Here is a 23,300-nt window from a genome sequence, read left to right on the forward strand (position 1 = left end):
ACCCATGAGCCGGAACCTGACCGCAGACCTTGCTGCGGACCTTCGCAGCCGCATCGTCGAGGGCGCCATCCGCCCCGGCGAGAAACTGCCCAGCGAAAACACGCTGATCACGGAGCACGGGGTCAGCCGCACAGTGGTCCGCGCCGCGCTCACCAGGCTTCAGGCGGAGGGACTGGTGGCCACAGAAAGGGGACGTGGCAGCTTTGCTCTCACGCCGCCGTCGGCCGGTGCGACGGCGGCTCCCGGCGCACGCACGGCCGTCACCCTGGAGGACCGCCTCCACCTCCTGGCGTTCCGGATCGGAGTGGAATCGGAGGCCGCCGCCCTGGCCGCCCTGAACCGCACGGACCGCCAACTCAAGGCTGCCGAATCCGCCCTGGCGGACTTCGCTGACAGTGGGGAACACCCGGCCCGGGCTATGAAGGCGGACTACGAATTCCACCGCGCCGTAGCGGCGGCCTCCGGGAACCCCTTCTACCTGGACTGCCTGACCGCCCTGGGCCAGACCATGATCACCATGCCCCGGACTCGCCTCGTTACCGGTGAGGAACACTATCCGGGCGACCACTTCGCGCAGGTGGTCCACGAACACCGCTCAGTGCTGGCCGCCGTCGCCGATGGTGACGGCCCGGCAGCAGCGGCGGCAATGCGCAGCCACCTGGCCAACTCGCGCCGCAGGATGCGGGCGCCACAGGAGTAATCCACGCGCGGGTATTCTGGAAGGGATGAGTGAATCCACCCAAGCCCCGCAAACACCCCGCCCTGTCACGCCCGGAACGCAGGCATCCTTTGGCACCTACGGCGGCCGGCCGGTGAGTTTTGTGCGCCGCGGGACCCGGCTGCAGGGCCGCCGGCAGACCGCCTGGGAGGATCATGCAGAGCGTTGGGCCATTGACGTTCCCCGGCACGTCGCCAACACCTCCGTGCACCCGGAGTACACGTTCGACGCCGTCGCGGAGTTTGGCCGTAAGGCGCCCCTGGTAGTGGAGATCGGGTCCGGGCTGGGAGACGCAATCTGCCACGCAGCCGCGGAGAACCCGGACAAAGACTTCCTGGCGGTGGAGGTCTACACCCCCGGACTGGCCAACACCATCATCAAGATCAACAGCCGCGGCCTGGAAAACGTCCGCGTTGTAGAAGCGAACGCCCCCGAGGTCCTGGCCACCATGCTGCCGGCCGGCTCCGTCAGCGAGCTGTGGGTGTTTTTCCCGGACCCATGGCACAAATCACGGCACCACAAGCGCCGACTGATCCAGCCGGAGTTCGCTGCGCTGGCGGCCCGTGCGCTGGAACCGGGCGGATTGTTCCGGATCGCCACCGACTGGTCCAACTACGCCGTGCACGTCCGCGAGGTCATGGCTGCGGCTCCGGACTTTGAGAACCTCCACGGAGGCGAGCGCAGCGGTGCGGACAGCCCGCTCACCCAGGTGTGGGAATCCGGCGTCGAATCCGTGGTGGGCGGTGCGCCCGTGCGCGAAGGCCGCGAGCCGGTCAGCACGGCGCACACCGGACCTAACGAAGGCGTGGATCTGGCAGGCGGCTGGGCACCCCGGTTTGAAGGCCGCATCCTGACCAGCTTCGAGGCCAAGGCCCACGAAGCCGGAAGGATGATCTTTGACCTCTGCTACCGACGGGTCTAGCCGGACCTGTCCGCGCCACGGTCGAGTCCGGCGGCCGGTGCTTCCAGAGTGCACTCCGGCGTGGCACGATTTAGCCAGTGATGCCACCGCGGTGAGGACCTGACATGAAACGCGAACTTAAGCATGCCGCGGCGACGGCGGAAGACGTCACCAACTCCCATGCCCTGGAAATGGTGGCCCGCACAGGGTTCGCCGTGAGCGGACTGCTCCACCTGCTGATCGGCTTCATCGCGATCAGGCTGGCTGTGGGCGGCAGTGGCCGCGCCGACGTCAGCGGCGCGGTGTCCGAACTGGCCAGCCGGCCTGCCGGACCCGTACTGCTTTGGAGCAGTTTCGCTGCATGTGCCGCCCTTGCCATCTGGCAGGCCAGCGACGCAATCTTCGACTTCAGCCACCTTTCCAAACGCAGGAAGGCAGCAACCAAACTGAAGGCCGCCGGACAGGCCGTCATCTTCGCAGGTTTAGCCGCCACCCTCGCATCCTTCGCTTTGGGCACCGGCTCCAGCGGCGATAACAGCCGCTCCGCTACGGACCTGACCCTGAACATCCTGGAGGCGCCCGGCGGCGTTGCCCTGATGGTCGCGGTGGGCGCCGGAATCGCCATTGCCGGAGCCGTCTATGCAGTCCGCGGCATCAGGCGGTCCTTCGCGAAGCACCTGAGCCTGCCGCGCCAGCCAGGGTTGCGGCGCGCGGTGCTGGGCTTGGGCATCAGCGGCTACGTGGCCAAAGGCGCCGTGCTCCTGCTGGCCGGGCTGTTGATCGTCCTCGCTACCCTGCGCGCTACGCCGGAGCAATCCACCGGGCTCGACGGCGGACTGAAGGCCCTCCGGGAGCAGCCTTTCGGCGTATACCTGCTCATCGCCGTCGGCCTCGGTTTAATCTGTTACGGCGTTTACATGATGGTGCGCGCCCGCCTCGCCCGGATGTAACACGCCTCGGCTCCCCCTGTCCTACAGGGAGCCGATAGGGTGAAGCCATGCCCCAGGTACGCGCCGAACGCTCCATCAGGCTCGATCCTGATACCGCCTTCGCCTTCTCCCAGTCCTCCGGAGCGTTCCGGCGCAAATGGGATCCCTTCATCTCCCGTCAACACTGGATGGATGGCGCCACGGCTGCGGGCAAGGGTGTCCGCACCCGGACGGTATCGCGGATAGGTCTGGTAATGGTCAGCGAATATGTGTCCTTCATGCCGCCCCGGAACGTGGGGATGACCATGGTGTCCGGCCCGTGGTTCTTCGAAACGTTCGGTGGCGGCTGGCGTTTCACCGAGGACGACGCCGGTACCCGGGCAGTCTGGAAGTACACCTTTTCCTGCCGCCCCGCGTGGTTGCGGCCGGTTGCGGAGAGAGTCGGCACGTGGCTGCTGGGCCGGGAGATCGAACGGCGGATCGAGGCGTTTGCCAGGGCGTGTGAAGATCCGGAGCTGGTGCGTGAGTTCCGTTCACTGGACGGCTGACGGAACGGCTCCGAGGCCCTAACGCCAAACTCGCCGGAACAGTGCAGGCTCGCCGGAACAGTGCAGGCTCGCCGGAACAGTGCAGGCTCGCCGGAACAGTGCAGGCTCGCCGGAACAGTGCAGGCTCGCCGGAACAGTGCAGGCTCGCCGGAACAGTGCAGGCTCGCCGGAACGTTCAAGCGGACCCGCTCCGTTCCGGCGAACACACTGAGCGAGGAGCCTAGGCGCCTACCTTGGCCGGATCTTCCTCTGCGTCCTCGAAGTCGTCATCGTCTTCGAATTCCGTGTCCGCTTCTTCGAACTCGACGGCGGCAATGATCTCGCCGTTGGCGGGGTTGATCATAAAGGCCTCTTCTTCCTCTTCAACCATGATGAAGTCGCCGTGGTCCGTGGCGAAGTGCCAGGCCAGGACCTTCGCCCCGTCGTGCATGTAATTGGGATCTCCCATGGTGATCTTCTCCAGCGAGTAGCCCGCCACATCGCACAGTTCGAGGATGATCAGCTCAAATTCCGGGGCGTTTTCGCGTGCTTCCTCCTCTGCTTCGGCCTGGCGCTCGGCCATATCCGGAACGCGGGAAACGCGCACGGCAATATGGGCGTTGAGGTCGTCATTGTCCATCACCAGGAGTCCCTCCTGGCTGAGCAGCCACGCGGCGTTGAGGGCGGTGATGTCCTCGGTTTCCAGCAGTGTCTCGAACTCGTTGTCGAGTTCCTCCAGCTCCAGCACGGCCTGGGAGGTCTCGTCCTCGTCGTCGGTGTCGCCGTCCAGATATTCGTCAGCCTCGGATTCGCTGAGGGCATCGAACGCGGCGACAGTCCGGTTGAACAGGTCCAGGTGGGCTGTGGCGCCCATGCCCTCGAGGCCTTCGCGGATGTACGCGTCCAGTTCTTCCCGCTCCGGTGCGGTGAAGACGTACTGGGCAAACCCGCCGCCCAGCGCCTGGGTGAGGTAGAAGTCAACGTAGTAGCTGCGCAGGGCGTTCGGCGCGATCTCATCCGAGCCCAGGAGTTCCTGGTACATCGTGTTCACCACGTCAACGTTGGAGTCGACGACTTCGCTGGCATCCCGGCTGTCGATGGTCAGGACTACGGGGTATTGGTTGTTCGTCATGGCGATCCTCACGGCTGTTGCGGACTGTTCGGGACATTTTCAGCGTAGGACGGGCGCACTCTGCGCCAACCCAGCCAAAAGTGAACGTCAGGCGAAGTTTGAGGGGCATCAACGGGAGGCATGACCCTGCGGGTCTCAGATGGGTGATTGTTAGTCTTGAGTCATGGAACGGGACTGGATCGAACATCGGCGTTCCGACGACGGCGAAAGGGTGGGCTGGATGAAACCCATCGACGACGGTTTTGTCGCCATCGATCTCTTGGGCCGCAGGCGTACCGACACTGTGGACTGGCTGCTGGCCGAGGAGACGCTGGATGAATTGGGCCTGAGCTACCTCGCAGATCCCTATGAGTTGCTGGTGGAGCACGGCACCTGGTTACGCGTGCGAATCGCCGAGGTGTCAACGGCGGTGATAAAGGTTAAGAAAGACGACTGGGGAGATATGACCGCACCCCAGATTTACTACACCCTGCCATTCCCGGTGAACGAGGACCGGCTCCGCCCGCTGTCGCGGTAAAGGAAACGGCAAGGCTGAACTTCGTATCACTCATGCATCCGTGCGCCCTTGACGATGCGGTCAATCACGTTGCGTGGCCCTCGGAGGCCAATCCGCACGAGGTCGAGTTCGTGGGTGTGGACTTCTGCCACGGCGGACCGATTGTTCGGGTCTTTCACCGTTGCCGAGGCAGCCGGCGTACTCTGCGTCCACCCCAGCCACCTGGTTCGTAGCCTGACCGGGCGTGAACTTCGGGCGGCTTTCACCCCGGCTTTCACCCAAGCTTTTTCTCCCAGGTTTGAGGGGCGTCAGGGCTTGACTAAGATGGATCAGATAATCAACCCGCGGTCGCACTATTTGGCGGCCTGCCGAAAGTAGTGCGCTCCCATGCCATCCCAACCGGACGAAAGTGCGGCCCTGGCAATCCAGACTCCTGCCATTAACGACCGCTCCCTCGCGGCCGGGCTCGCCTACGCCATGGGCAGCCGCGTGAGCGGAATGCAGTTCGACGCCGGCACCGGGCTTTTGCTGGGCAAGGTCCGGGGCGGTGCCGCTACGCCGTATTCGACGTCGGCCAAGCTGGTCCGCAAGGGCGGGGGCTGGAGCTGCACGGTGGGCATCTGCAGCTGCCCGGTGCGCAAGGACTGCAAGCATGTGGCCGCCCTGCTGTTTTCTGCTGAAGATAATTCCGCTATCCGGGTCCAGCTGTTGGCTCCCCCGGCGGCCACCGGGCTGCGCCGGCAGGCCGGCGCTGACCTGAGCGACTGGGAGAGGGCTCTCGGCCCGTTGCTCTCCGGGACCGGCGGCGGCCCCGGGAAGCCTGCCGGCGGAACCGCCCTGGCCCTGCAGTTCGAGGTGGAGGAACCGCCGCCGCACTTCTCCTACACAGGGCGCCGCGATCCGATCCGAAGTTTCCGCCAGCTCCGCGCCCGCCCGATGATGATGGGCAGCAGGGGCAAATGGATCCGAGGTGACCTCTCCTGGTACAACCTCACCTACCAGCACGACGCCAACCAGGCACACATTGACTGGCTGACCAGGTTTTTCGCTGCGCACTCCACCCGGCGCAGCGGCAGCTACGATCCCACCGCGCTTTGGCTCGGCATGAACACCTTCGGTTCCCGAAACCTCTGGACCCTGCTCGCCGAGGCAAAGCAGATCGGCCTGACGCTGATCCACGGCCGTGGCCAGGAACCGGTGGCACTTGCCGGGGATCCCGCCGTCGTGAGCCTTAACCTGAGCCGGTCCTCCGACGAGGACAGCGACGGCGGCGACGGGTTAGACCTGGAGTCCTCGATTTCCGTGGACGGCGAAGAGATCGAACCTTCCCTGGTGGGCACGATCGGCAGGCCGGCACACGGCATTTTCTATTCGCTGCCCATTGGGCAGATCGCTGCCGAGATGCCGCCGGTTTCCAAGGCGGAGCAGCAGCTGTGCCTGGCGCCGCTTGAGGAAATCCTCAGCGAAGAGCTGCTCTCCTTTGTCACGTCCGGGAGCTCGCTGCATATTCCCGGCCGGGATGAGGCCCGCTTCCTTTCCGGCTACTACCCCAAGCTCAAACAGTCCGCGCGGATCACGGCCAAGGACGAATCCGTGGAGCTGCCCGTCCTGGCTGTGCCCACGCTCTCTTTGTTGGCCAACTACGGGGCGGACCACCACGTCCGGCTGCACTGGGAATGGCACTACCGCGCCGGCACCAAGGTCACCGCGCAGCCGCTCTGGCCGCATCCGGGTGACGAAGGCTTCCGCGACCCCGTCAACGAAGACCGCATCCTTGAGGAGCTGGGCAGGCCCTGGGAAGTTGTGGCTGCACTGGGCGAGTCGATGACCGGCGGCTGGGGAACACCCCGGCTGGCGCCCACTGCCGAGCTCAAGGGCCTGGACACCCTCACCTTCACCGAGGAACTGCTTCCACAGCTGCGCCAGGCACCCGGCGTCGAGGTGGAGACCACCGGCGACATCGCCGATTACCGCGAAGCCGAGGAAGCGCCCGTCGTCTCGATTTCCACCTCCGCCACTGAGCAACGGGACTGGTTCGACCTCGGGATTGTTATCACCCTCGAAGGCCAGCAGCTGGCGTTCGGCAACGTCTTTTCCGCCCTCGCTGCGGGCCAGAGCCGCATGCTGCTGCCCAGCGGCGCCTACTTCTCACTGGACATTCCGGAGCTGCACCAGCTCCGCGAGCTGATTGACGAGGCCCGCGCACTGCAGGACAACAAGGACGCTCCGCTGCAGATCAGCCGCTTCCAGGCCGGGCTGTGGGACGAGTTGGCGCACCTGGGGATCGTGGACCAGCAGGCGGCCGCCTGGCGGGACGCCGTAGGCGGCCTGCTCGACGGCGGTGTGGACGGACTTCCGCTGCCTGACACCCTTAACGCCGAGCTGCGTCCTTACCAGCTGGAGGGCTTCAACTGGCTGACCTTCTTGTACCGGCACGGCTTGGGCGGCGTGCTGGCTGACGACATGGGCCTGGGTAAAACCGTGCAGACGCTGGCGCTGATGTGCGCCGCGAAGGAAGCCGTTGAGGACACCGCCGATGGCAACGGCACTGCCCCGTTCCTGGTGGTGGCCCCCACCAGCGTGGTGGGCAACTGGGCCAGCGAGGCCGCCCGCTTCGCGCCGGGCCTGAAGGTCCATGCGATCGGCGAAACCTTTGCCAAGAGCGGCACCACCCCGGCGGACGTCCTGGACGGCGTCGACATTGTGATCACCTCCTACGCCTTGTTCCGGATCGACTACGACGCCTACGCCGGCCGCACGTGGGCGGGCCTGGTGCTGGACGAGGCCCAGTTCGTCAAGAACCACCAGTCCAAGGCGTACCAGTGTGCCCGGAAGCTGCCGGCCGGCTTTAAGCTGGCCGTCACCGGAACGCCGCTGGAAAACAACCTGATGGAATTCTGGGCGCTGACCTCCATTGTGGCACCCGGGCTTTTTGCCAGCCCGCAGCGCTTCGCGGAGTACTACCAGAAGCCGATTGAAAAGTCCGGGGACAAGGGGCAGCTGGATAAGCTTCGGCGTCGGGTCCGTCCCCTGATGATGCGGCGCACCAAGGACCAGGTGATCCGGGACTTGCCGGCAAAGCAGGAACAGATCCTTGAGGTGGTGCTCAATCCGCGGCACCAGAAGGTGTACCAGACGCACCTGCAGCGTGAGCGGCAGAAGGTGCTGGGCCTGATCGAGGACGTCAACAAGAACCGCTTCACCATTTTCCAGTCGCTGACTCTGCTGCGGCAGCTGAGCCTGGATGCGTCACTGGTGGATCCCGCCCTGTCAGCGGTGCGGTCCAGCAAGCTGGACGCGCTGTTCGAACAGCTGGATGACCTCGTGGCCGAGGGCCACCGCGCCCTGATCTTCAGCCAGTTCACCGGCTTCCTGGGCAAGGTCCGTGAACGACTGGTGGAGCGCGGCATCGAGTTCTGCTACCTCGACGGCGGCACCCGCAACCGCGCCGACGTCGTCAATTCCTTTAAGACTGGAACCGCACCGGTGTTCCTGATTTCGCTCAAGGCCGGCGGCTTTGGACTCAACCTCACCGAGGCGGACTACGTGTTCCTGCTCGATCCCTGGTGGAACCCGGCGAGCGAGGCGCAGGCCGTGGACCGGACGCACCGGATCGGCCAGGCCAAGAACGTGATGGTCTACCGGCTGGTGGCCAAGGACACGATCGAGGAGAAGGTCATGGCGCTCAAGGCCCGGAAGTCGCAGCTGTTTTCCGACGTGATGGAAGGCGAGGCCCTCGCCGGCGGCGCAATTACTGCCGAGGACCTGGCGGCTCTGTTCAAAGACTAGGCGTTTCGCCCCGCACTACCTTTGGCCGGCGGAAAGCGATAGACCACCAGAGTGCACGGCCCGGCTCCATAATGGGACCATGACCGGTAGGGGCGGGGCAGGCTCAAAGGAAGACAGGACGCTGTGGCGGCAGCGGTTCGCCAATGTGTCGGAGACCCTTTTCTTATGGTCCAAGCGAACGCTCTTTTTGGTCCTGACCGTTCTGGTCGGCTGGGTGATCTATGGGCTGGCGCTGGATGAGATCGACGAGGGAGGGCGTCAGCTTTGGCCGTTCCTGATCATCTGGGTCTTGGCTTCCTATGTCCTCCTGCCAAGGCTGAACAGGCTGCTGACCAGGATCTACGTCCCCGACTATTTTATTGGCCGAACCAGAACCTCTGATGGGTTGCTTGGGGATCCGGTCAACCTGGCGGTTGTTGGGACACAGGAGGTGCTGCGCTCATCGATGCTATCGGCGGGCTGGAGCGAACCGGATCCCGTGACGCTGCGCAGTAGCGGGCGCATCATCCGCGCCGCATTGCTGCACCGGAGTTACCCTCAAGCACCGGTCAGCCCGCTGTTTGTGTTTCAGCGAAGGCAGGATCTGGCTTTTGAGCGGGAGGTGGCCGGGAGTCCTGCCCAACGTCATCATGTGCGGTTTTGGGTATGCCCTCCCGGCTGGAAGCTGCCCGGCGGATTCGAGGTGGACCTGGTGGGTGCCGCAACTTTTGACCGCAGGGTGGGCTTGTCGCTGTTTACCTTGCAAATCACCCACAAGATCGCCCGGGACACAGACCAGGAACGTGACTTCATTGTTGGGATCCTCAGGGAGGCGGGAGCGGCAGTGCATGTGGTGCGGCACTTCTCCTCCGGTTATCACAGCCGTAACGGTGGCGGTGATGCCATAGAAACTGACGGCGACCTTCCCATCATTGACCTTGGTCCGCTACGCCCGGCTACCCGGAAGAGCCGAGCAGTGGAACTGTAGCCAGGGGGTCCGGCACCGGTTGGCCAGGAGACCGGGCCCCTTCCCATAGGTACGGGATGTGTTTTGACGCACAGTTGCCCTCATAGTATCCTTTCGTTGTTAGCGCTCACACACCCATGATGTATAGACGCATCGCGGGACACCGACCGGAATACCGCGGAGCCGGCTTTCCTGTCCGTTCCAGAACCTTGGCATCGGCACCAAAACCAGACATGTCTGGCGGTCCTACCCGTCGGCAGGCGCAGATGCCTGCCGGCCCAGCACCACTTCGCGGAGCATTTTCCGCGAAAGGAGAAAATTGTGAGAATCAGCAAATTCCTCGGCGCCGTCGCAGTCGCGGTCGCCGTCACAATGAGCGCCGCAGGCTGCGGAACCCGCGGCGGAGGCGCAACGGACACTGCCGCAAACCCCAGCGACTCCGTGGTCGGCATTTCCATGCCCACCCAGACCTCTGAACGCTGGATCGCAGATGGCGCCAACGTGGAAAAGTCACTGAAGGAACTGGGCTACAAAACGGACCTCCAGTTCGCGAACGACGACATTCCCACCCAGGTTTCCCAGATCGAAAACATGCTGACGAAGGGCGCCAAGGCGCTCATCGTCGCTGCGATCGACGGCACCACCCTGACCGATGTCCTGGCCAAGGCCAAGGAACAGAACGTCAAGGTCATCGCATACGACCGCCTCATCAACGGCACGCCGAACGTTGATTACTACACCACGTTCGACAACTACACCGTGGGCGTACAGCAGGCCACCTCGCTGCTGACCGGCCTGGGCCTGGTTGACGCCAGCGGCAACAAGGTTGAGGGCAAGGGCCCGTTCAACGTCGAACTGTTCGCGGGCAGCCCGGACGACAACAACGCCAACTTCTTCTGGGACGGCGCGATGGCCACTCTCCAGCCGTACCTGGACGCCGGCACCCTGGTGGTCCCCAGCGGCCAGACCAAGTTTGAGCAGGCCGCAATCCTGCGTTGGCAGGCACCCGTAGCCCAGAAGCGCATGGAAGACATCCTCACGTCGGCCTACAGCTCCGGAACCAAGCTGGACGGCGTCCTGTCCCCGTACGATGGCCTGTCCATCGGCATCATCTCCGCGCTGACCAGCACCGGTGGCTACTCCACCGGAAATCTGCCTGTGGTCACCGGCCAGGACGCCGAGAAGGGCTCCGTGAAATCGATCATGGCCGGCGAGCAGTACTCCACCATCTTCAAGGACACCCGCCAGCTCGGTGCCCAGGCCGTGAAAATGGTTGACGATGTACTCAAGGGCAAGGAACCGGAAGTCAACGACACCACGACTTACGACAACAAGGTCAAGGTTGTTCCGGCCTACCTCCTGGAGTCCGTGATCATCACCAAGGACAACGTCCAGAAGGAACTCATCGACTCCGGCTACTACACCGAAGCCGATATCAAGTAATTAAGTCCCCAAGCTGTGGCCCCGCCGTGCACTGAGGCGGGGCCACAGCCCATCCCAAGAGCCCCGTCGAAGCATCGGCCCGGCCAAGTTCCAACCAGTCAGCGGGAATTGACGATGAACGTACCCATTCTTCAAATGCGAGGAATCACCAAGACCTTCCCAGGGGTTAAAGCCCTCCAGGACGTCACTCTGGATGTCAACCGCGGTGAAGTTCACGCCATCTGTGGCGAGAACGGAGCCGGAAAGTCCACTCTCATGAAGGTGCTTTCCGGCGTTTACGCACATAACACCTTCGATGGCGACATCCTCTTCGAGAATGAGCCCTGCCACTTTTCCAGCATCTCGGACAGCGAGAAGCGCGGGATCGTGATCATTCACCAGGAACTGGCCCTCAGCCCATATCTGTCCATCGCGGAGAACATTTACCTCGGCAACGAGCTGGCCAAGAGCGGCTGGGTGGACTGGCGAAAAACCAACCTGGAAGCCGCCAAGCTGCTGGCGCGAGTGGGACTCAGCGAGAACCCGGTTACGCCCATCCAGCACATCAGCGTTGGTAAGCAGCAGCTCGTGGAAATTGCCAAAGCGCTCTCCAAGGAGGTGAAGCTCCTCATTCTCGATGAGCCCACCGCAGCCCTGAACGATGAGGACTCCGATCACCTGCTGGACCTCATCCTGCACCTCAAGGGCCAGGGTGTCACCAGCATCATCATCAGCCACAAACTCAACGAGATCCGCAAGGTAGCAGACGCCGTCACCATCATCCGCGATGGCAAGTCCATTGAGACTCTGCGGCTGGATGAAGGGCAGATCACCCAGGAGCGCATCATCCGCGGCATGGTCGGCCGCGACCTTAAGAGCCTTTATCCGGAACGGACGCCCGCGATCGGCGAAGAGGTCCTGCGCATTGAGGACTGGACCGTCCAGCATCCCCAGGACCACTCCCGCACGGTGGTGCATAACGCCAGCCTCAACGTCCGCAAAGGCGAGGTGGTAGGCCTTGCCGGGCTCATGGGAGCCGGCCGGACGGAGCTCGCCATGAGCGTGTTCGGACGGACCTATGGCCGGCAGGTCTCCGGCACGGTCTACAAGTACGGCAAGGAGATCAATACCTCTTCCGTTTCCCAGGCAATCAACCACGGCATCGCCTACGCCACGGAAGACCGGAAACACTACGGGCTGAACCTGATTGAGGACATCAAGCGGAACATCTCCATGGCGGCCTTGAACAAGCTGGCCAAAGGCGGATGGGTAGACGCCAACAAAGAGACCACTGTGGCCAACCAGTACCGGAAGAGCATGAACATCAAGGCTCCCTCCGTTGCTGCCATCACCGGAAAGCTCTCTGGTGGAAACCAGCAAAAAGTGGTGTTGAGCAAGTGGATGTTCTCTGACCCCGATGTCCTCATCCTGGACGAGCCGACCCGCGGGATTGATGTGGGCGCCAAGTTTGAGATCTACACGATCATTGCCGAACTCGCCGCCGCGGGGAAAGCCGTCATTGTGATCTCCTCCGAGCTTCCCGAACTGTTGGGCATTTGTGACAGGATCTACACGCTGTCCGCGGGCCACATCACGGGCGAAGTTCCCATCGCCGAAGCCACCCAGGAATCCCTCATGCACTTCATGACCCAAGAGAAGGAATAGCGAACATGTCCGCCCTACGAGAATCCCTTGGCTTCCTGACAAGCCGCCTCCGCCAGGTTGGCATCTTCGTCGCCCTGATCCTCATCGTCATCCTTTTCCAGATACTGACTGACGGCATCCTGCTGCAGCCACAGAACGTCAGCAACCTGGTGGTCCAGAACAGCTACATCCTGATTCTGGCCATCGGTATGGTGATGGTCATCATCGCCGGCCACATTGACCTTTCCGTAGGCTCCGTTGCGGGCTTCATCGGCGCCGTCTCCGGCGTCATGATGGTCCACTGGGGATGGGCCTGGTGGATTGCCATCCCTGCCTGCCTGTTGGTGGGCGCACTGGTAGGTGCGTGGCAGGGCTACTGGATCGCCTACGTGGGTATCCCGGCCTTTATCGTCACCCTGGCGGGCATGCTCATCTTCCGCGGCCTGACCCTGATCACCCTCAAGAACCAGCAGATCACTCCGTTCCCCGACGAACTGCGCGCGTTGGGCGGCGGTTTCCTGCCCGATATTTCGGGTGGAACATCTGTGCTGGAGTGGCTGACTGTCATTCTGGGCGTCGGCGGTACTGCCGCCATCCTGTTCCAGGCCATCAAGGAACGCCGGGTCCGCCGGAAGTTCAACCTGGAAAATGAACCGATGGCATGGTTCGCCGTCAAGAACGGCTTCATTGCCGTCCTGATGCTCATCATCACCTTCCTGCTGGCAAGCTACCGCGGAACCCCGCTAGTCCTGATTGTCCTGGCCCTCCTGGTGATCGTTTACTCGGCGCTTATGAACAACAGCATCTTCGGCCGCCATATCTACGCGATCGGCGGCAACCTTCACGCGGCTGAGCTCTCCGGCATCAAAACCAAGCAGGTCACCTTCCGGCTGTTCGTCAACATGGGCATCCTCGGCGCATTGGCGGGGCTGGTGTTCACGGCACGGCTGAACTCTGCGCAGCCCGCGGGTGGCACAGGCTTTGAACTCGACGCCATTGCAGCAGCGTTCATTGGTGGTGCAGCCGTCACGGGTGGCATTGGCACGGTAGCCGGAGCAATGATCGGCGGCCTCATTATGGGTGTGCTCAACAACGGCATGTCCATCCTCGGACTGGGCACGGATTACCAGCAGCTCATCAAGGGCCTGGTGCTCCTCCTCGCCGTAGCGTTCGACGTCTTCAACAAAAAACGCACCGGCGGCAGCAGCAAGATCGGCAAGATCTTCACGTTCCGGACCAAGCCCCCGACTTCCGGTGACGCGGCGCCGTCCAAGGACAAGGCGCCCGGGCAGCCGGTGGCCGCCTCCTCAGGTTCGTCCGCCAAGTCCTGACCCGTAGATAGTCCCTGCACCGCAAGCAAGCAGGGAGCATGCAGAACGCCCGGCCGGATGTTTTCCGGCCGGGCGTTCTGCGTAATCCAGGCGTCCGAATAGGCTTCCGAATAAAGGGGCCCTATGACTGGCGCGCAGACCCCAGTTCCACGGGATCTTCATCCGTGAGGTAGGCAAACTCGGAGTGGGCGGCAATGTCGATGCCGCGGAGCTCGTCTTCCGGATGGATGCGAAGGCCCATGACCCTGTCCAGGATCTTGGCCAGGATCCAGGTGATGCCGAACGAGTACGCCAGGACCGCGACCGTGGCCAGTGCCTGGACACCGAGCAACGCGAATCCGCCGCCGTAGAACAGTCCGCTCACACCGTTGGGAGCCGCGTCCGTAGCAAAGAAGCCGATCAGCAGCGTCCCAAGGATGCCGCCCACCAGGTGGACGCCAACGACGTCGAGCGAATCGTCATAACCGAGCCGGAACTTCAGTTCAATGGCAAGGGAGCAGACGGCGCCGGCAATGGCGCCAATAGCAAGCGCACCAAGAGGGCTCACCGCGCCACAGGCCGGCGTAATGGCGACGAGTGCCGAGATCAGGCCCGAGGCGGCGCCCATGCTGGTTGCGGCACCGTGACGGAGGCGTTCCACCAGCGCCCAGGCGAGTAGGCCCGCGGAGGCCGCGACTGCGGTGTTGAGGAAGACCACCGACGCCGAATGGCCGGCGGACAGTGCCGAACCAGCGTTGAAACCGAACCAGCCGACCCAGAGCAGGCCTGCGCCGATCAGGACCAGCGGGCGGCTGTGCGGCTTGGTGTGCTCCATGGTGGGCCACCCTGAGCTGCGGCCCAGAACCAACGCCAGCGCCAGAGCTGCCGCACCTGCGTTCATGTGTACTGCCGTGCCCCCGGCGAAGTCGATGGCTTCAATGCCGCTGGCAATCCAGCCGCCGGTAACAGTGCCATCTTCGGAGGAGAATGCGAAAACCCAGTGGGCGATCGGGAAGTAGACAACGGTGGCCCAGATGCCCGCGAACAGCATCCAGGCGCCGAATTTCATCCGGCCGGCGGCGGCTCCGGCCACCAGGGCCGTGGTCACGCAGGCGAAGAACAGCTGGAAGGCTGCGAAGAGGATCACCGGAATAGATGATTCCTCGTCGGCGGCCAGCAATTGCCCCATGCCGGGGAACTCGGTAATGTCCCCGATCAGTCCCAGCCCGCCAACAGAGTTGCCAAAAGCCAGGGAGTACCCAAAGAGCGCCCAGAGAACAGCCACCAGGCTGGCTCCACCGAAGCACATCATCATCATGTTGAGGATGCGGCGCGAACCCACCATTCCGCCATAGAACAGCGCCAGGGCGGGGATCATCATACAGACCAGTGCTGCGCTTGCCAGGATCCAAGCGACGTTTCCGGAGTCCATGGAAGCCCCTTTCTAGATGCGAAGAGAGAGCGCCAGCCGCCCGGAGAACCTGCCTGTACCGGAAAGCGGAGTTAGAACCGCGGGGCAAGGGGAGGCAGCGGCTGCCGTCTGGAATCCAGAGTAGGCCGGGGAATCGGAAGTAGGTTTCGGCCGGGTTAAATCAACGTTTAACTCCCGGGACGGGACCAGTAGCGGCCTCCGGTGGACCGGATGGCCGATCCATTGCCGAGTCGAAGAATGCCCGCTCAAGCCGGACGGCCTCCGTGAAAGTCTCCGCCACCCGCCCGCGGGTTGCGGCATCCGCGGGCTCGACGGCGTCGAACTCCTCCCTAAGCCACGTCACCCAGCCGTTGTAACCGGGGTTGTTGTGCAGCCGGATCCACTCCCGGTGCCTCGCGGCCGCAGGCCAGGATTCCTCATCACCGGCCCGGGCTGCCCAGTCGCCATACAGCCACTCCGCCACGAGCAGCACAGCCAGGACATCCGGGTAGGAGCGGGTGTCCAGGGCACGGCCCATGAGGGCATCGAAATCCCGGGTTGCCGGGGTCAGCTCAGGTGCGTTCCGGTCAGCTTCCGGGACGGACAACTCCTCAAAGGAGTCCCGGAAATAACTGTTTTCGTCGGCGGCGAAAGCCCCCAGGACACCGGCGAAGACCAACCTGGATGACAAGGACGGCGCAGACGCAACGGCCTGTCCCAGCAGGGCAACAAAGGCATCGCAGAACTGGTAATCCTGCACCAGGTAGTGCCGCAGCACGGAGTTCGGGAGGCTTCCGTCCAGCAGCTGGTCAATAAATTCATGCCCGACGGCCGCGTCCCATTCCGCGGCACACTTGCTTCTCAGATCTTCGGCAAAGCCCAAGCGCTTCATCCCCTTTTTCTTTTGGCGTTGGTGGCTAGATCAGGCCCTGGGCCAGCATCGCGTCGGCAACCTTCACGAAGCCGGCAATGTTGGCCCCGAGGACATAGTCCCCGGGAGCACCATACTCTTCGGCAGTGGCCGCACAGGCGTCATGGATCCCCACCATGATGTCCGTCAGCCGGTTCTCCGTGTGTTCGAAGGACCAGGAATCGCGGCTGGCGTTCTGCTGCATCTCAAGGGCAGAGGTGGCCACGCCACCGGCATTAGCGGCCTTGCCCGGTCCGAACAGCACGCCGCCCGCCTGGAACGCGGCCACCGCGTCAGGGGTGCAGGGCATATTCGCGCCTTCGCCAACTGTCAGGAGACCGCTGCGCATCAGGGCGGCGGCAGCTCCGCCGTCGAGCTCGTTCTGCGTTGCACAGGGCAGCGCCACGGTGGCGCCGGCATCCCAGACGGAACCGCCCTCCACGTACCTGGCGCCGGGCCGGCGCACCGAGTATTCCTTGAGCCGCGCGCGCTCCACTTCCTTGATCTCCTTGAGCAGCGGAACGTCAATACCGGCCTCGTCCACGATGTACCCGCTTGAATCTGAACAGGCCACCACGGCGGCGCCGAGCGCCTGGGCCTTGGCGATTGCGTTGATGGCCACGTTGCCCGAACCGGAGACCACCACGCGCTGGCCGTCAAAGGACAGGCCGCGCGTCTTGAGCATCTCGTTGGTGAAGATGACGGTGCCGAACCCGGTGGCCTCTGGCCGTACCAGTGAACCGCCCCACGAGATGCCTTTACCGGTGAGGACACCGGACTCGTAACGGTTGGTGATGCGCTTGTACTGACCGAAAAGATAGCCGATCTCGCGGCCGCCCACGCCGATGTCCCCCGCCGGGACATCGGTGTATTCACCGATGTGACGGTACAGCTCGGTCATAAACGACTGGCAGAACCGCATGACTTCCCCGTCGCTGCGGCCACGCGGATCAAAATCGGAGCCGCCCTTGCCGCCGCCGATCGGCATTCCGGTCAGCGCGTTTTTGAAAATCTGTTCGTAGCCCAGGAATTTTACGATTCCGAGGTTCACCGAAGGATGAAACCGCAGGCCTCCTTTATATGGGCCCAGCGCTGAGTTGAATTCGACCCGGAAGCCGCGGTTGATCTGCACCTGACCCTGGTCGTCAGTCCACGGAACACGGAAAATGATCTGCCGTTCCGGTTCGCAGAGCCGTTCCAGGACAGCGCCATGGAGAAATTCAGGGTGCCGGTCATGCACCGGACCCAGGCTCTCAAACACCTCGGTGATGGCCTGGTGGAACTCCGCTTCACCGGGGTTTCGCGCCAGGACCGTGTCCCTGATGGCGGCCAGGCGTGCATCCATGAGTGTCTCCTCAGATCGATTATAATTCCACGTGACGGTATCAAGTTTTCATATCTTGGAATCGAGAATAGCGGATTTTCCACTCCCGCAACCGCCCCCAAGTCATTCAGCGTACAAAGAGGTCGTCATGCCTTATCTCTGCCTGCTCCTTTCCGGAGCCGCCCTCCTGATCAACGGGCTGGGCCTGCTGGGCCGCCTCCCCCGGCGCGATGCCGGCGCATTGAGCGCGCTGGTGGGCGCGATCCAGGTCTCGCTCGCCGTCGGCTATGTGGCCACGCACGACGGCGGCACTCAGGTTCTGCTCAGTGCTGCAGGGATGCTCCTGTTCGGCCTGACATATGTCTATGTAGGACTGGACACCTTCTTGAGGCTGGGCTCAAAGGGACTTGGCTGGTTCTGCGGCATGGTGGCCGTTCTGGGCGTGCTGCTGGCCTTCGCATGGCTGGGCAGCGACCCCGTACTGGCCGTCCTGTGGCTGGGCTGGGCCGTCTTGTGGGGCCTCTTCTTCGCTTCCATGGCCCTGGGAAAGACCGGCGTGGACCTGTTCACCGGCTGGTCCCTGGTGCTGACCAGCCAGGTCACCGCAACGGTGCCGGCTTTCCTGGGTATCGCCGGGCTGTGGCCCTACGGCGCGGAGGTTGCCCTGGGCCTGGCGGCTTTCCTTGCGGCGCTGTTCCTGGTGGCGGGCGTACTGGCCAGGCGCGCAACACCCGCATTGCGCCTTCCGGCGCCACTGACCGGCCTGCCGTCCTAGCGGGACGGGCGGAACCTGGGCGGCACGCTGCCTGACCCGCAGGCCAGGTCCGCCGCCCACCGCCCGATCAACGGCGCAAACTTGGCCCCGTGGCCGGAGCAAGGCGAAACCACAGTGATGCCGTCCACCCGGTCAATCACGAATTCCTCGTCAGGGGTACTGGTGAACAGGCATGTGGTTTCGGCATAGGGCTGGGGGTCGACGCCGGGCAGGTAGCGCCGTACATACTCCACCACGCGTTCCCGGTTGGCCGGATCCACCATTCCGGTTTGCTCCGCGGCGGACGGGATCAGGGGACCGCCGTTAAACTCGGCCACTTTCTGCCCCTCGAATCCGGCATCGCGCCCGCCGGGGAGGCCATACACCATCATCCCCCCGGCACCGTGGATGAACGTGGGCCAGGAGCGGGCAGCGCCCTGGCCCAGGTAACGGAAATGGAACGCTTGCTCCTGCCGCACCGTGATCTCCGGCAGCGCAGCAAGGAAACCGGCCGGAAGTGCCAGATCCTGCAGCAGCCGCGGCAGCCAGCCGCCGGCACTGACCACCACGTTGCCGGCGTCGAGCGTTTCACCGTTCCGGGCGGTGAGCCGGTACCCGCTTCCACTCCGCTCAATGCGCTCCATTTGCCAGCCAGTGTGGAGCCGTACGCCGTTCGCGACGGCAAGCCGGACCATGGCGCTAACTGCCGATTCGGCGTCAATCACCCCAGCACCGGGGTGCCAAAGGACGTCGGTATCGAACGCGATCCCGGGCCAACGGCTGCGCGCCTCGCCGGCGGCCAGCAGGGAATGTTCGACGCCGGCACCCGCCAGGACTTCCGCCAGTAGGCCGGGATCGCGCCCGGGGCCGTAATCGACGGCGCCAGCGGGGGTGATGAATTTTTCTCCACTGACCGCTTCCAGGGCATCCCACATGACTTTCGCCTCAACCACGGCGCCGGCATAAAAAGGATCCTCATAGGCGTAACGGAAAATCCGGGCTGAACCGTGCGAACTTCCATGACGGCCCGCCGGCACATCCTGCTCCACCAGCGTGACGTCCAGTCCGCGCGAGGCCAGTTGCCAGGCGGTAGCGGCGCCGGCCAAGCCCGCGCCCACCACCACGAAGTCAGCAGTTCCGGTCAGTTTCACATGTGCTCCAAGCCTTGTTGATGGGTGTAGAGGCAGCTACGAAGCAGCGTTCAGCGCCGCGTCGATCAGGACTTCGGCGGCCTGCCGCGCCTGCCCCGCGGCATCCGGACTGCCGGCGATGGCAGCAGTGGTCTGCGCCCCCTCGGCCAGGATGGACAACTGCGCGGCAAGCACCGGCGGCCCACCGGCCTCCCTGGTCAGCTTCCCCACATACTCCTGAAAAGACGCCTTGTGCTGACGCGCATAGTCGGCGACTTCCGGGCTAACGGCTCCCAGTTCCGCGAAACTGTTAATAAAGCCGCAGCCGCGGAACGTGTCCTGGCAGAACCATTGCGAGAGGTAGTCGAAGATGGCCAGGAGCTGTCCGCGCGGCGTTGCCGCCTCGCGCACCTTGGCATCCAGGCCCTCCGTCCAGGCCTGATGCCGCCACTCAAGAACCGCCATGACAATCCTGCTCTTGGACGGGAATTCCTGGTACAGCCTTTTTAGTGAGACACCGGCCGCCGTGCGCAGCTCGTCCATACCGACGGCCTGGATTCCCTTCGCGTTGTAGAGCTCGTCCGCGGTGGCGACGATGCGGGTGCGAATCTCGGAAACATCCATGCAGCGATTCTACTTGCAATGAGAACGATCGTTCTATAGGGCTGTTACACATGACGGAGAACGATCGTTCTCCCATCGAGAAAAGGAACACTGGATCATGGGTTTCATCAAAGTCGGCACGGAGAACACCACGGACATTGAACTGCACTACGAGGACCACGGCACAGGTCAGCCAGTGGTTCTTATCCACGGATACCCCCTCGACGGCGACTCCTGGGAGAAGCAGACCGCGGCTCTCCTGCAGGCCGGCTACCGGGTCATCACCTACGACCGCCGCGGATTCGGCAAGTCCAGCAAACCGACCACCGGCTACGACTACGACACCTTCGCTGCAGACCTCAACACAGTGATGGAAACCCTGGACCTGCAGAACGCAGTCCTGGTCGGCTTCTCCATGGGCACCGGCGAGGTGGGCCGCTACATCGGGACCTACGGCGAAGCGCGCATCGCGAAGGCAGTCTTCCTGGCATCCCTGGAGCCGTTCCTGCTCCAGACGGACGACAACCCCACAGGCGTTCCTGCCACCGTCTTCGACGGCATCCGCGATGCGGCCATCGAGGACCGCTACGCCTGGTTCAGCAACTTCTACAATGACTTTTTCAACACGGACAACTTCCTGGGCAACCGGCTCAGCGAGGAAGCCCTGCGCAGCGCCTGGAATGTGGCTGCCGGTTCCTCCTGGTACGCTTCCTTCGCGGTGGTCGACTCCTGGCTAACGGACTTCCGTGCGGACATCGAAAAGGTCACGGTCCCAGCGCTGATCGTGCACGGCACGGATGACCGCATCCTGCCCATCGACGCCACCGGACGCGAGTTCGCCAAGCGGCTTCCCTCCGCCGAGTATGTGGAGATCGACGACGCACCCCACGGCATGCTCTGGACACACGGCGCGGAAATCAACCAGATCCTGCTGCCCTTCCTGGCCAAGTAGCCGGCCGTCCCTTCCAACGGGCACTCCCAGGCTTGTCCGCACGTCCCAGGCTTCAAAGCCGGGTTCTGCGGACAAGCCAGGGAATCCCGGAGCCGGCCGGCGTCACCGACATCCAAGACGACTGAATTGGGTGGTTCGGAAGGACATGGAACGATGGTGTCCATGCCTCAGAAGATCGCGTACCAGGGTGAACCCGGCGCCAACTCCAACATTGCCTGCCAGGACATGTTCCCCGACATGGAAAGCGTGCCGTGCGCCAGCTTTGAGGACGCCTTTGAACTGGTGTCCAGCGGTGAGGCCGAACTTGCCATGATTCCGATCGAGAACTCCATCGCAGGCCGGGTGGCGGATATCCATGCCCTCCTGCCCCAGTCCAAGCTGCAGATTGTTGGCGAGTTCTTCCTGCCTATCCATTTTGACCTGCTTGGCCTGCCGGGCAGCAGCATCGAGGCGGCCACCGAAGTCCACAGCCATATCCACGCCCTGGGCCAGTGCCGCCGGATCATCCGCGCCCACGGCCTCAAGCCTGTTATTGCGGGCGACACCGCCGGTTCCGCCCGCGAAGTCCGGGACTGGAATGATCCCACCAAACTCTCCCTGGCTCCACCCATGGCCGCCCAGCTGTACGGCTTGGAAGTCCTGGCCACCGCCGTCGAGGATGACCCCAGCAACACCACCCGCTTTGTGGTGCTGGCGCGCGAAAAGGAACTTCCTGCCCGCGACGAACTCGACGGGCCCGCCGTCACGAGCTTTGTTTTCCGCGTCCGCAACGTCCCGTCCGCGCTGTACAAGGCATTGGGCGGATTTGCCACCAACGGCGTGAACATGACCAGGCTGGAGAGCTACATGGTGGGCAATGAATTCGCCGCCACCATGTTCATGGCGGACGTGGAAGGCCACCCTGAGGATCTGTCGGTGAAGCTGGCGCTGGAGGAACTGGCCTTCTTCACGACCGAGGTCCGGATCCTTGGCGTTTACCCGGCCGCCGATTACCGCCTGCAGCAGGCCGCCGGCGCCTGAGCTTCGCGTGGACCACCCGGGCAGGCCCACGCGGGGCTTCAGGAAGAATCGCGCCCTGCCAGCTTGGCTACCTCCCTGGCCAAAACCGCGGCACGGGATTCAGGGGTTCGGGCCTTGAGAAGAAGCAGGATCACCGCGTAGCGTCCGGTCCGTCCCAGCTGTTGGAAGGCAGAGTCAGCAACAGCATCCTCCGCCAGGGCCGCCGCCAGGTCAGGCGGCACCTCGGCCTTTCGCTGGGATTCATAGGCAGCCTCCCAACGCCCGTCCGCCTTAGCCGCTTCAATCTCTGCCAAGCCCGACGGCCGCATGCGCCCGGCCGCTATCAGGGCCTCCGCTTTGTCCACATTGATCCGCGACCACGCGCTCCTGGCCCGCCGCCGCGAGTACCGCTGCAGGTAGGCAGTGTCGCTATGCGATTTCCGTTGGCCGTCGATCCAGCCATAGCACAGGGCCACATCGAGTGCATCTTCGATCGCGATCAGCCCCGCTCCAGAGTGCCGCTTTCCGATCAGCAGCCAGGCTTCTGTCCGTTCAGCCTGGTTGGCTTCCAGCCAGTCCTCCCACTCCGCGGCATTGCGGAACTCCAGCATTTCCAACCTGGCCCACCCTTTCCATTTCCTGCTGTCATTGTGCCGTAAGCGCTTCACAAGCGACTCGTCCCCGGCAAGGTCACTCCTCCGGGCTGGAAACCCTCAGCTCGTGGCGCCGGACGCCACCACACCCAGGCCCAGTGCCGCGATGATCCCGCTGCTGGAATTCTCGACGGCGGCACTCACCTTGGGGCGCTTCAGCCACCGCATCGCTTTGAAGGCCACCAGCGAAACCATCGAGAGGTAGGCAAACGAAACGACGGCCACGACGACGCCGAGAAGGAGCGCCGTGCCCATTGTGTCGCCGCCGCGGGGGATGAACTGCGGAACCACGGCCAGGTAGAACAGGCCGACCTTGGGATTGAGCAGGGTGGAAAGGGTTCCGGCACCGAAGCCGGTGAGCCGGCTGTACAGGAGCGCCGATTCCTGCACACTGCCGTCCACGCCGGTCCTGGCTGCCAGGGCCTTGGCGGCCTTCCGTGACCTGATGAAGGACGATACACCGAGGTAGAGGAGATACACGCCGCCGGCAATCTTGAGCCAGCGGAAGAGCTCGGCCGACTGCTCCAGGAGTGCCGCCAAACCAATACCTACCAGGGCAGCCCACACCAGCGAGGCCGCCGCAGAACCAGCCGCAGCAGCCACCCCGGCGCTTGGCCGGCTCAACGCGATGCGCAGGACCAGGAAGGTGTCCGGTCCGGGCGTCAGGGCAAGAACAACGCACAGACCGGCAAACGCGGCGAGGGAAGCAAGGGTCATGAGCGCAATTATCCGGACAGGAGGCGGCGGACG

General features: G+C 63.7%; 22 protein-coding genes. 13 read left to right on the top strand and 9 right to left on the bottom strand.

What is annotated here, in order from left to right:
* Positions 1 to 4: 4 nt before the first annotated feature.
* The 4 genes from ACWA13_RS15985 (at position 5) to ACWA13_RS16000 (ending at position 3,096) form a co-directional block, all read left to right on the top strand.
* Complete coding sequence (locus tag ACWA13_RS15985; RefSeq protein WP_463935175.1) at positions 5 to 700, top strand: FadR/GntR family transcriptional regulator; 696 nt, start codon at positions 5 to 7, stop codon at positions 698 to 700.
* 25 nt (positions 701 to 725) lie between these two features.
* Positions 726 to 1,640, top strand: coding sequence for a tRNA (guanosine(46)-N7)-methyltransferase TrmB (gene trmB, locus ACWA13_RS15990; RefSeq protein ID WP_463935177.1), 915 nt, complete (start codon positions 726 to 728; stop codon positions 1,638 to 1,640).
* Between the two features lie 104 nt (positions 1,641 to 1,744).
* Positions 1,745 to 2,569: a DUF1206 domain-containing protein gene (locus tag ACWA13_RS15995; protein ID WP_463935178.1), complete on the top strand. Its 825-nt coding sequence runs from the start codon at positions 1,745 to 1,747 to the stop codon at positions 2,567 to 2,569.
* Between the two features lie 47 nt (positions 2,570 to 2,616).
* Positions 2,617 to 3,096 (top strand): SRPBCC family protein, encoded by a 480-nt coding sequence (locus tag ACWA13_RS16000; protein ID WP_463935179.1) that lies wholly within the window; start codon positions 2,617 to 2,619, stop codon positions 3,094 to 3,096.
* A gap of 220 nt (positions 3,097 to 3,316) precedes the next feature.
* Here the strand turns inward: ACWA13_RS16000 and ACWA13_RS16005 are convergent, their stop codons facing one another.
* Entirely contained in the window at positions 3,317 to 4,207 is an 891-nt protein-coding gene (locus tag ACWA13_RS16005) for a DMP19 family protein (RefSeq protein WP_463935181.1), read from the bottom strand.
* A 163-nt stretch (positions 4,208 to 4,370) separates the two neighbouring features.
* Here ACWA13_RS16005 and ACWA13_RS16010 point away from each other — a divergent pair, with 163 nt between their 5' ends.
* A complete protein-coding gene (locus ACWA13_RS16010; protein WP_463935182.1) occupies positions 4,371 to 4,724 on the top strand; it encodes a hypothetical protein in 354 nt (117 codons plus the stop codon).
* 26 nt (positions 4,725 to 4,750) lie between these two features.
* Here the strand turns inward: ACWA13_RS16010 and ACWA13_RS16015 are convergent, their stop codons facing one another.
* Positions 4,751 to 4,981 (bottom strand): DUF2000 family protein, encoded by a 231-nt coding sequence (locus ACWA13_RS16015; protein ID WP_463935183.1) that lies wholly within the window; start codon positions 4,979 to 4,981, stop codon positions 4,751 to 4,753.
* A 109-nt stretch (positions 4,982 to 5,090) separates the two neighbouring features.
* On the opposite strand from ACWA13_RS16015, the gene ACWA13_RS16020 reads away from it, so the two are divergent.
* From ACWA13_RS16020 to mmsB, 5 genes are all read left to right on the top strand, one after another.
* Positions 5,091 to 8,492 carry a DEAD/DEAH box helicase gene (locus tag ACWA13_RS16020; RefSeq protein ID WP_463935184.1) on the top strand — a complete coding sequence of 1,134 codons (3,402 nt, stop codon included), beginning with the start codon at positions 5,091 to 5,093 and terminating at the stop codon, positions 8,490 to 8,492.
* Positions 8,493 to 8,571: 79 nt separating this feature from the next.
* Positions 8,572 to 9,459, top strand: a complete 888-nt coding sequence (locus ACWA13_RS16025) for an LssY C-terminal domain-containing protein (protein WP_463935186.1) — start codon at positions 8,572 to 8,574, stop codon at positions 9,457 to 9,459.
* Positions 9,460 to 9,759: 300 nt separating this feature from the next.
* Positions 9,760 to 10,881, top strand: coding sequence for a multiple monosaccharide ABC transporter substrate-binding protein (gene chvE, locus ACWA13_RS16030; RefSeq protein ID WP_463935188.1), 1,122 nt, complete (start codon positions 9,760 to 9,762; stop codon positions 10,879 to 10,881).
* A 114-nt stretch (positions 10,882 to 10,995) separates the two neighbouring features.
* On the top strand, positions 10,996 to 12,525 hold the full coding sequence (mmsA, locus tag ACWA13_RS16035) for a multiple monosaccharide ABC transporter ATP-binding protein (RefSeq protein WP_463935189.1): 1,530 nt from the start codon (positions 10,996 to 10,998) through the stop codon (positions 12,523 to 12,525).
* Between the two features lie 5 nt (positions 12,526 to 12,530).
* The gene (gene mmsB, locus ACWA13_RS16040; RefSeq protein WP_463935191.1) at positions 12,531 to 13,835 is read left to right on the top strand and encodes a multiple monosaccharide ABC transporter permease; all 1,305 of its coding nucleotides are present in this window, start codon (positions 12,531 to 12,533) and stop codon (positions 13,833 to 13,835) included.
* A gap of 121 nt (positions 13,836 to 13,956) precedes the next feature.
* On the opposite strand, the gene ACWA13_RS16045 is transcribed toward mmsB, so the two are convergent.
* The 3 genes from ACWA13_RS16045 to gdhA all read right to left on the bottom strand — a co-directional run bounded on the left by ACWA13_RS16045 (position 13,957) and on the right by gdhA (position 17,480).
* Complete coding sequence (locus ACWA13_RS16045; RefSeq protein ID WP_463935193.1) at positions 13,957 to 15,246, bottom strand: ammonium transporter; 1,290 nt, start codon at positions 15,244 to 15,246, stop codon at positions 13,957 to 13,959.
* A 160-nt stretch (positions 15,247 to 15,406) separates the two neighbouring features.
* Entirely contained in the window at positions 15,407 to 16,117 is a 711-nt protein-coding gene (locus ACWA13_RS16050; RefSeq protein ID WP_463935194.1) for a TenA family protein, read from the bottom strand.
* Between the two features lie 25 nt (positions 16,118 to 16,142).
* Complete coding sequence (gene gdhA, locus ACWA13_RS16055) at positions 16,143 to 17,480, bottom strand: NADP-specific glutamate dehydrogenase (RefSeq protein ID WP_463935196.1); 1,338 nt, start codon at positions 17,478 to 17,480, stop codon at positions 16,143 to 16,145.
* A gap of 127 nt (positions 17,481 to 17,607) precedes the next feature.
* On the opposite strand from gdhA, the gene ACWA13_RS16060 reads away from it, so the two are divergent.
* The gene (locus tag ACWA13_RS16060; RefSeq protein WP_463935198.1) at positions 17,608 to 18,234 is read left to right on the top strand and encodes an AmiS/UreI family transporter; all 627 of its coding nucleotides are present in this window, start codon (positions 17,608 to 17,610) and stop codon (positions 18,232 to 18,234) included.
* Here ACWA13_RS16060 and ACWA13_RS16065 read toward each other — a convergent pair.
* Positions 18,231 to 19,364 (bottom strand): FAD-dependent oxidoreductase, encoded by a 1,134-nt coding sequence (locus tag ACWA13_RS16065; protein WP_463935199.1) that lies wholly within the window; start codon positions 19,362 to 19,364, stop codon positions 18,231 to 18,233. The genes ACWA13_RS16060 and ACWA13_RS16065 overlap by 4 nt on opposite strands.
* A gap of 36 nt (positions 19,365 to 19,400) precedes the next feature.
* A complete protein-coding gene (locus ACWA13_RS16070) occupies positions 19,401 to 19,967 on the bottom strand; it encodes a TetR/AcrR family transcriptional regulator (RefSeq protein WP_463935201.1) in 567 nt (188 codons plus the stop codon).
* Positions 19,968 to 20,064: 97 nt separating this feature from the next.
* Here ACWA13_RS16070 and ACWA13_RS16075 point away from each other — a divergent pair, with 97 nt between their 5' ends.
* Both ACWA13_RS16075 and ACWA13_RS16080 read left to right on the top strand, forming a co-directional pair.
* Complete coding sequence (locus ACWA13_RS16075; RefSeq protein WP_463935203.1) at positions 20,065 to 20,898, top strand: alpha/beta fold hydrolase; 834 nt, start codon at positions 20,065 to 20,067, stop codon at positions 20,896 to 20,898.
* Positions 20,899 to 21,060: 162 nt separating this feature from the next.
* Positions 21,061 to 21,918 carry a prephenate dehydratase gene (locus ACWA13_RS16080; protein WP_463935205.1) on the top strand — a complete coding sequence of 286 codons (858 nt, stop codon included), beginning with the start codon at positions 21,061 to 21,063 and terminating at the stop codon, positions 21,916 to 21,918.
* A 38-nt stretch (positions 21,919 to 21,956) separates the two neighbouring features.
* Here ACWA13_RS16080 and ACWA13_RS16085 read toward each other — a convergent pair whose 3' ends face one another.
* Complete coding sequence (locus tag ACWA13_RS16085) at positions 21,957 to 22,508, bottom strand: YdeI/OmpD-associated family protein (RefSeq protein WP_463935207.1); 552 nt, start codon at positions 22,506 to 22,508, stop codon at positions 21,957 to 21,959.
* Between the two features lie 102 nt (positions 22,509 to 22,610).
* Positions 22,611 to 23,267 (bottom strand): LysE family translocator, encoded by a 657-nt coding sequence (locus ACWA13_RS16090; RefSeq protein WP_463935209.1) that lies wholly within the window; start codon positions 23,265 to 23,267, stop codon positions 22,611 to 22,613.
* Positions 23,268 to 23,300 lie beyond the last annotated feature (33 nt).

The sequence above is a fragment of the Pseudarthrobacter sp. TRD_SC_9 genome, assembly GCF_055361265.1.

Coding starts and splice junctions, on each gene's coding strand:
- ACWA13_RS16060 (WP_463935198.1), top strand. CDS start 17,608: ATGCCTTATCTCTGCCTGCTCCTTTCCGGAGCCGCCCTCCTGATCAAC.
- gdhA (WP_463935196.1), bottom strand. CDS start 17,480: ATGGATGCACGCCTGGCCGCCATCAGGGACACGGTCCTGGCGCGAAAC.
- ACWA13_RS16020 (WP_463935184.1), top strand. CDS start 5,091: ATGCCATCCCAACCGGACGAAAGTGCGGCCCTGGCAATCCAGACTCCT.
- ACWA13_RS16090 (WP_463935209.1), bottom strand. CDS start 23,267: ATGACCCTTGCTTCCCTCGCCGCGTTTGCCGGTCTGTGCGTTGTTCTT.
- mmsB (WP_463935191.1), top strand. CDS start 12,531: ATGTCCGCCCTACGAGAATCCCTTGGCTTCCTGACAAGCCGCCTCCGC.
- ACWA13_RS16075 (WP_463935203.1), top strand. CDS start 20,065: ATGGGTTTCATCAAAGTCGGCACGGAGAACACCACGGACATTGAACTG.
- ACWA13_RS16085 (WP_463935207.1), bottom strand. CDS start 22,508: ATGCTGGAGTTCCGCAATGCCGCGGAGTGGGAGGACTGGCTGGAAGCC.
- ACWA13_RS16080 (WP_463935205.1), top strand. CDS start 21,061: ATGCCTCAGAAGATCGCGTACCAGGGTGAACCCGGCGCCAACTCCAAC.
- mmsA (WP_463935189.1), top strand. CDS start 10,996: ATGAACGTACCCATTCTTCAAATGCGAGGAATCACCAAGACCTTCCCA.
- ACWA13_RS15995 (WP_463935178.1), top strand. CDS start 1,745: ATGAAACGCGAACTTAAGCATGCCGCGGCGACGGCGGAAGACGTCACC.
- ACWA13_RS15985 (WP_463935175.1), top strand. CDS start 5: ATGAGCCGGAACCTGACCGCAGACCTTGCTGCGGACCTTCGCAGCCGC.
- ACWA13_RS16045 (WP_463935193.1), bottom strand. CDS start 15,246: ATGGACTCCGGAAACGTCGCTTGGATCCTGGCAAGCGCAGCACTGGTC.
- ACWA13_RS16070 (WP_463935201.1), bottom strand. CDS start 19,967: ATGGATGTTTCCGAGATTCGCACCCGCATCGTCGCCACCGCGGACGAG.
- ACWA13_RS16050 (WP_463935194.1), bottom strand. CDS start 16,117: ATGAAGCGCTTGGGCTTTGCCGAAGATCTGAGAAGCAAGTGTGCCGCG.
- trmB (WP_463935177.1), top strand. CDS start 726: ATGAGTGAATCCACCCAAGCCCCGCAAACACCCCGCCCTGTCACGCCC.
- ACWA13_RS16025 (WP_463935186.1), top strand. CDS start 8,572: ATGACCGGTAGGGGCGGGGCAGGCTCAAAGGAAGACAGGACGCTGTGG.
- ACWA13_RS16010 (WP_463935182.1), top strand. CDS start 4,371: ATGGAACGGGACTGGATCGAACATCGGCGTTCCGACGACGGCGAAAGG.
- ACWA13_RS16005 (WP_463935181.1), bottom strand. CDS start 4,207: ATGACGAACAACCAATACCCCGTAGTCCTGACCATCGACAGCCGGGAT.
- ACWA13_RS16000 (WP_463935179.1), top strand. CDS start 2,617: ATGCCCCAGGTACGCGCCGAACGCTCCATCAGGCTCGATCCTGATACC.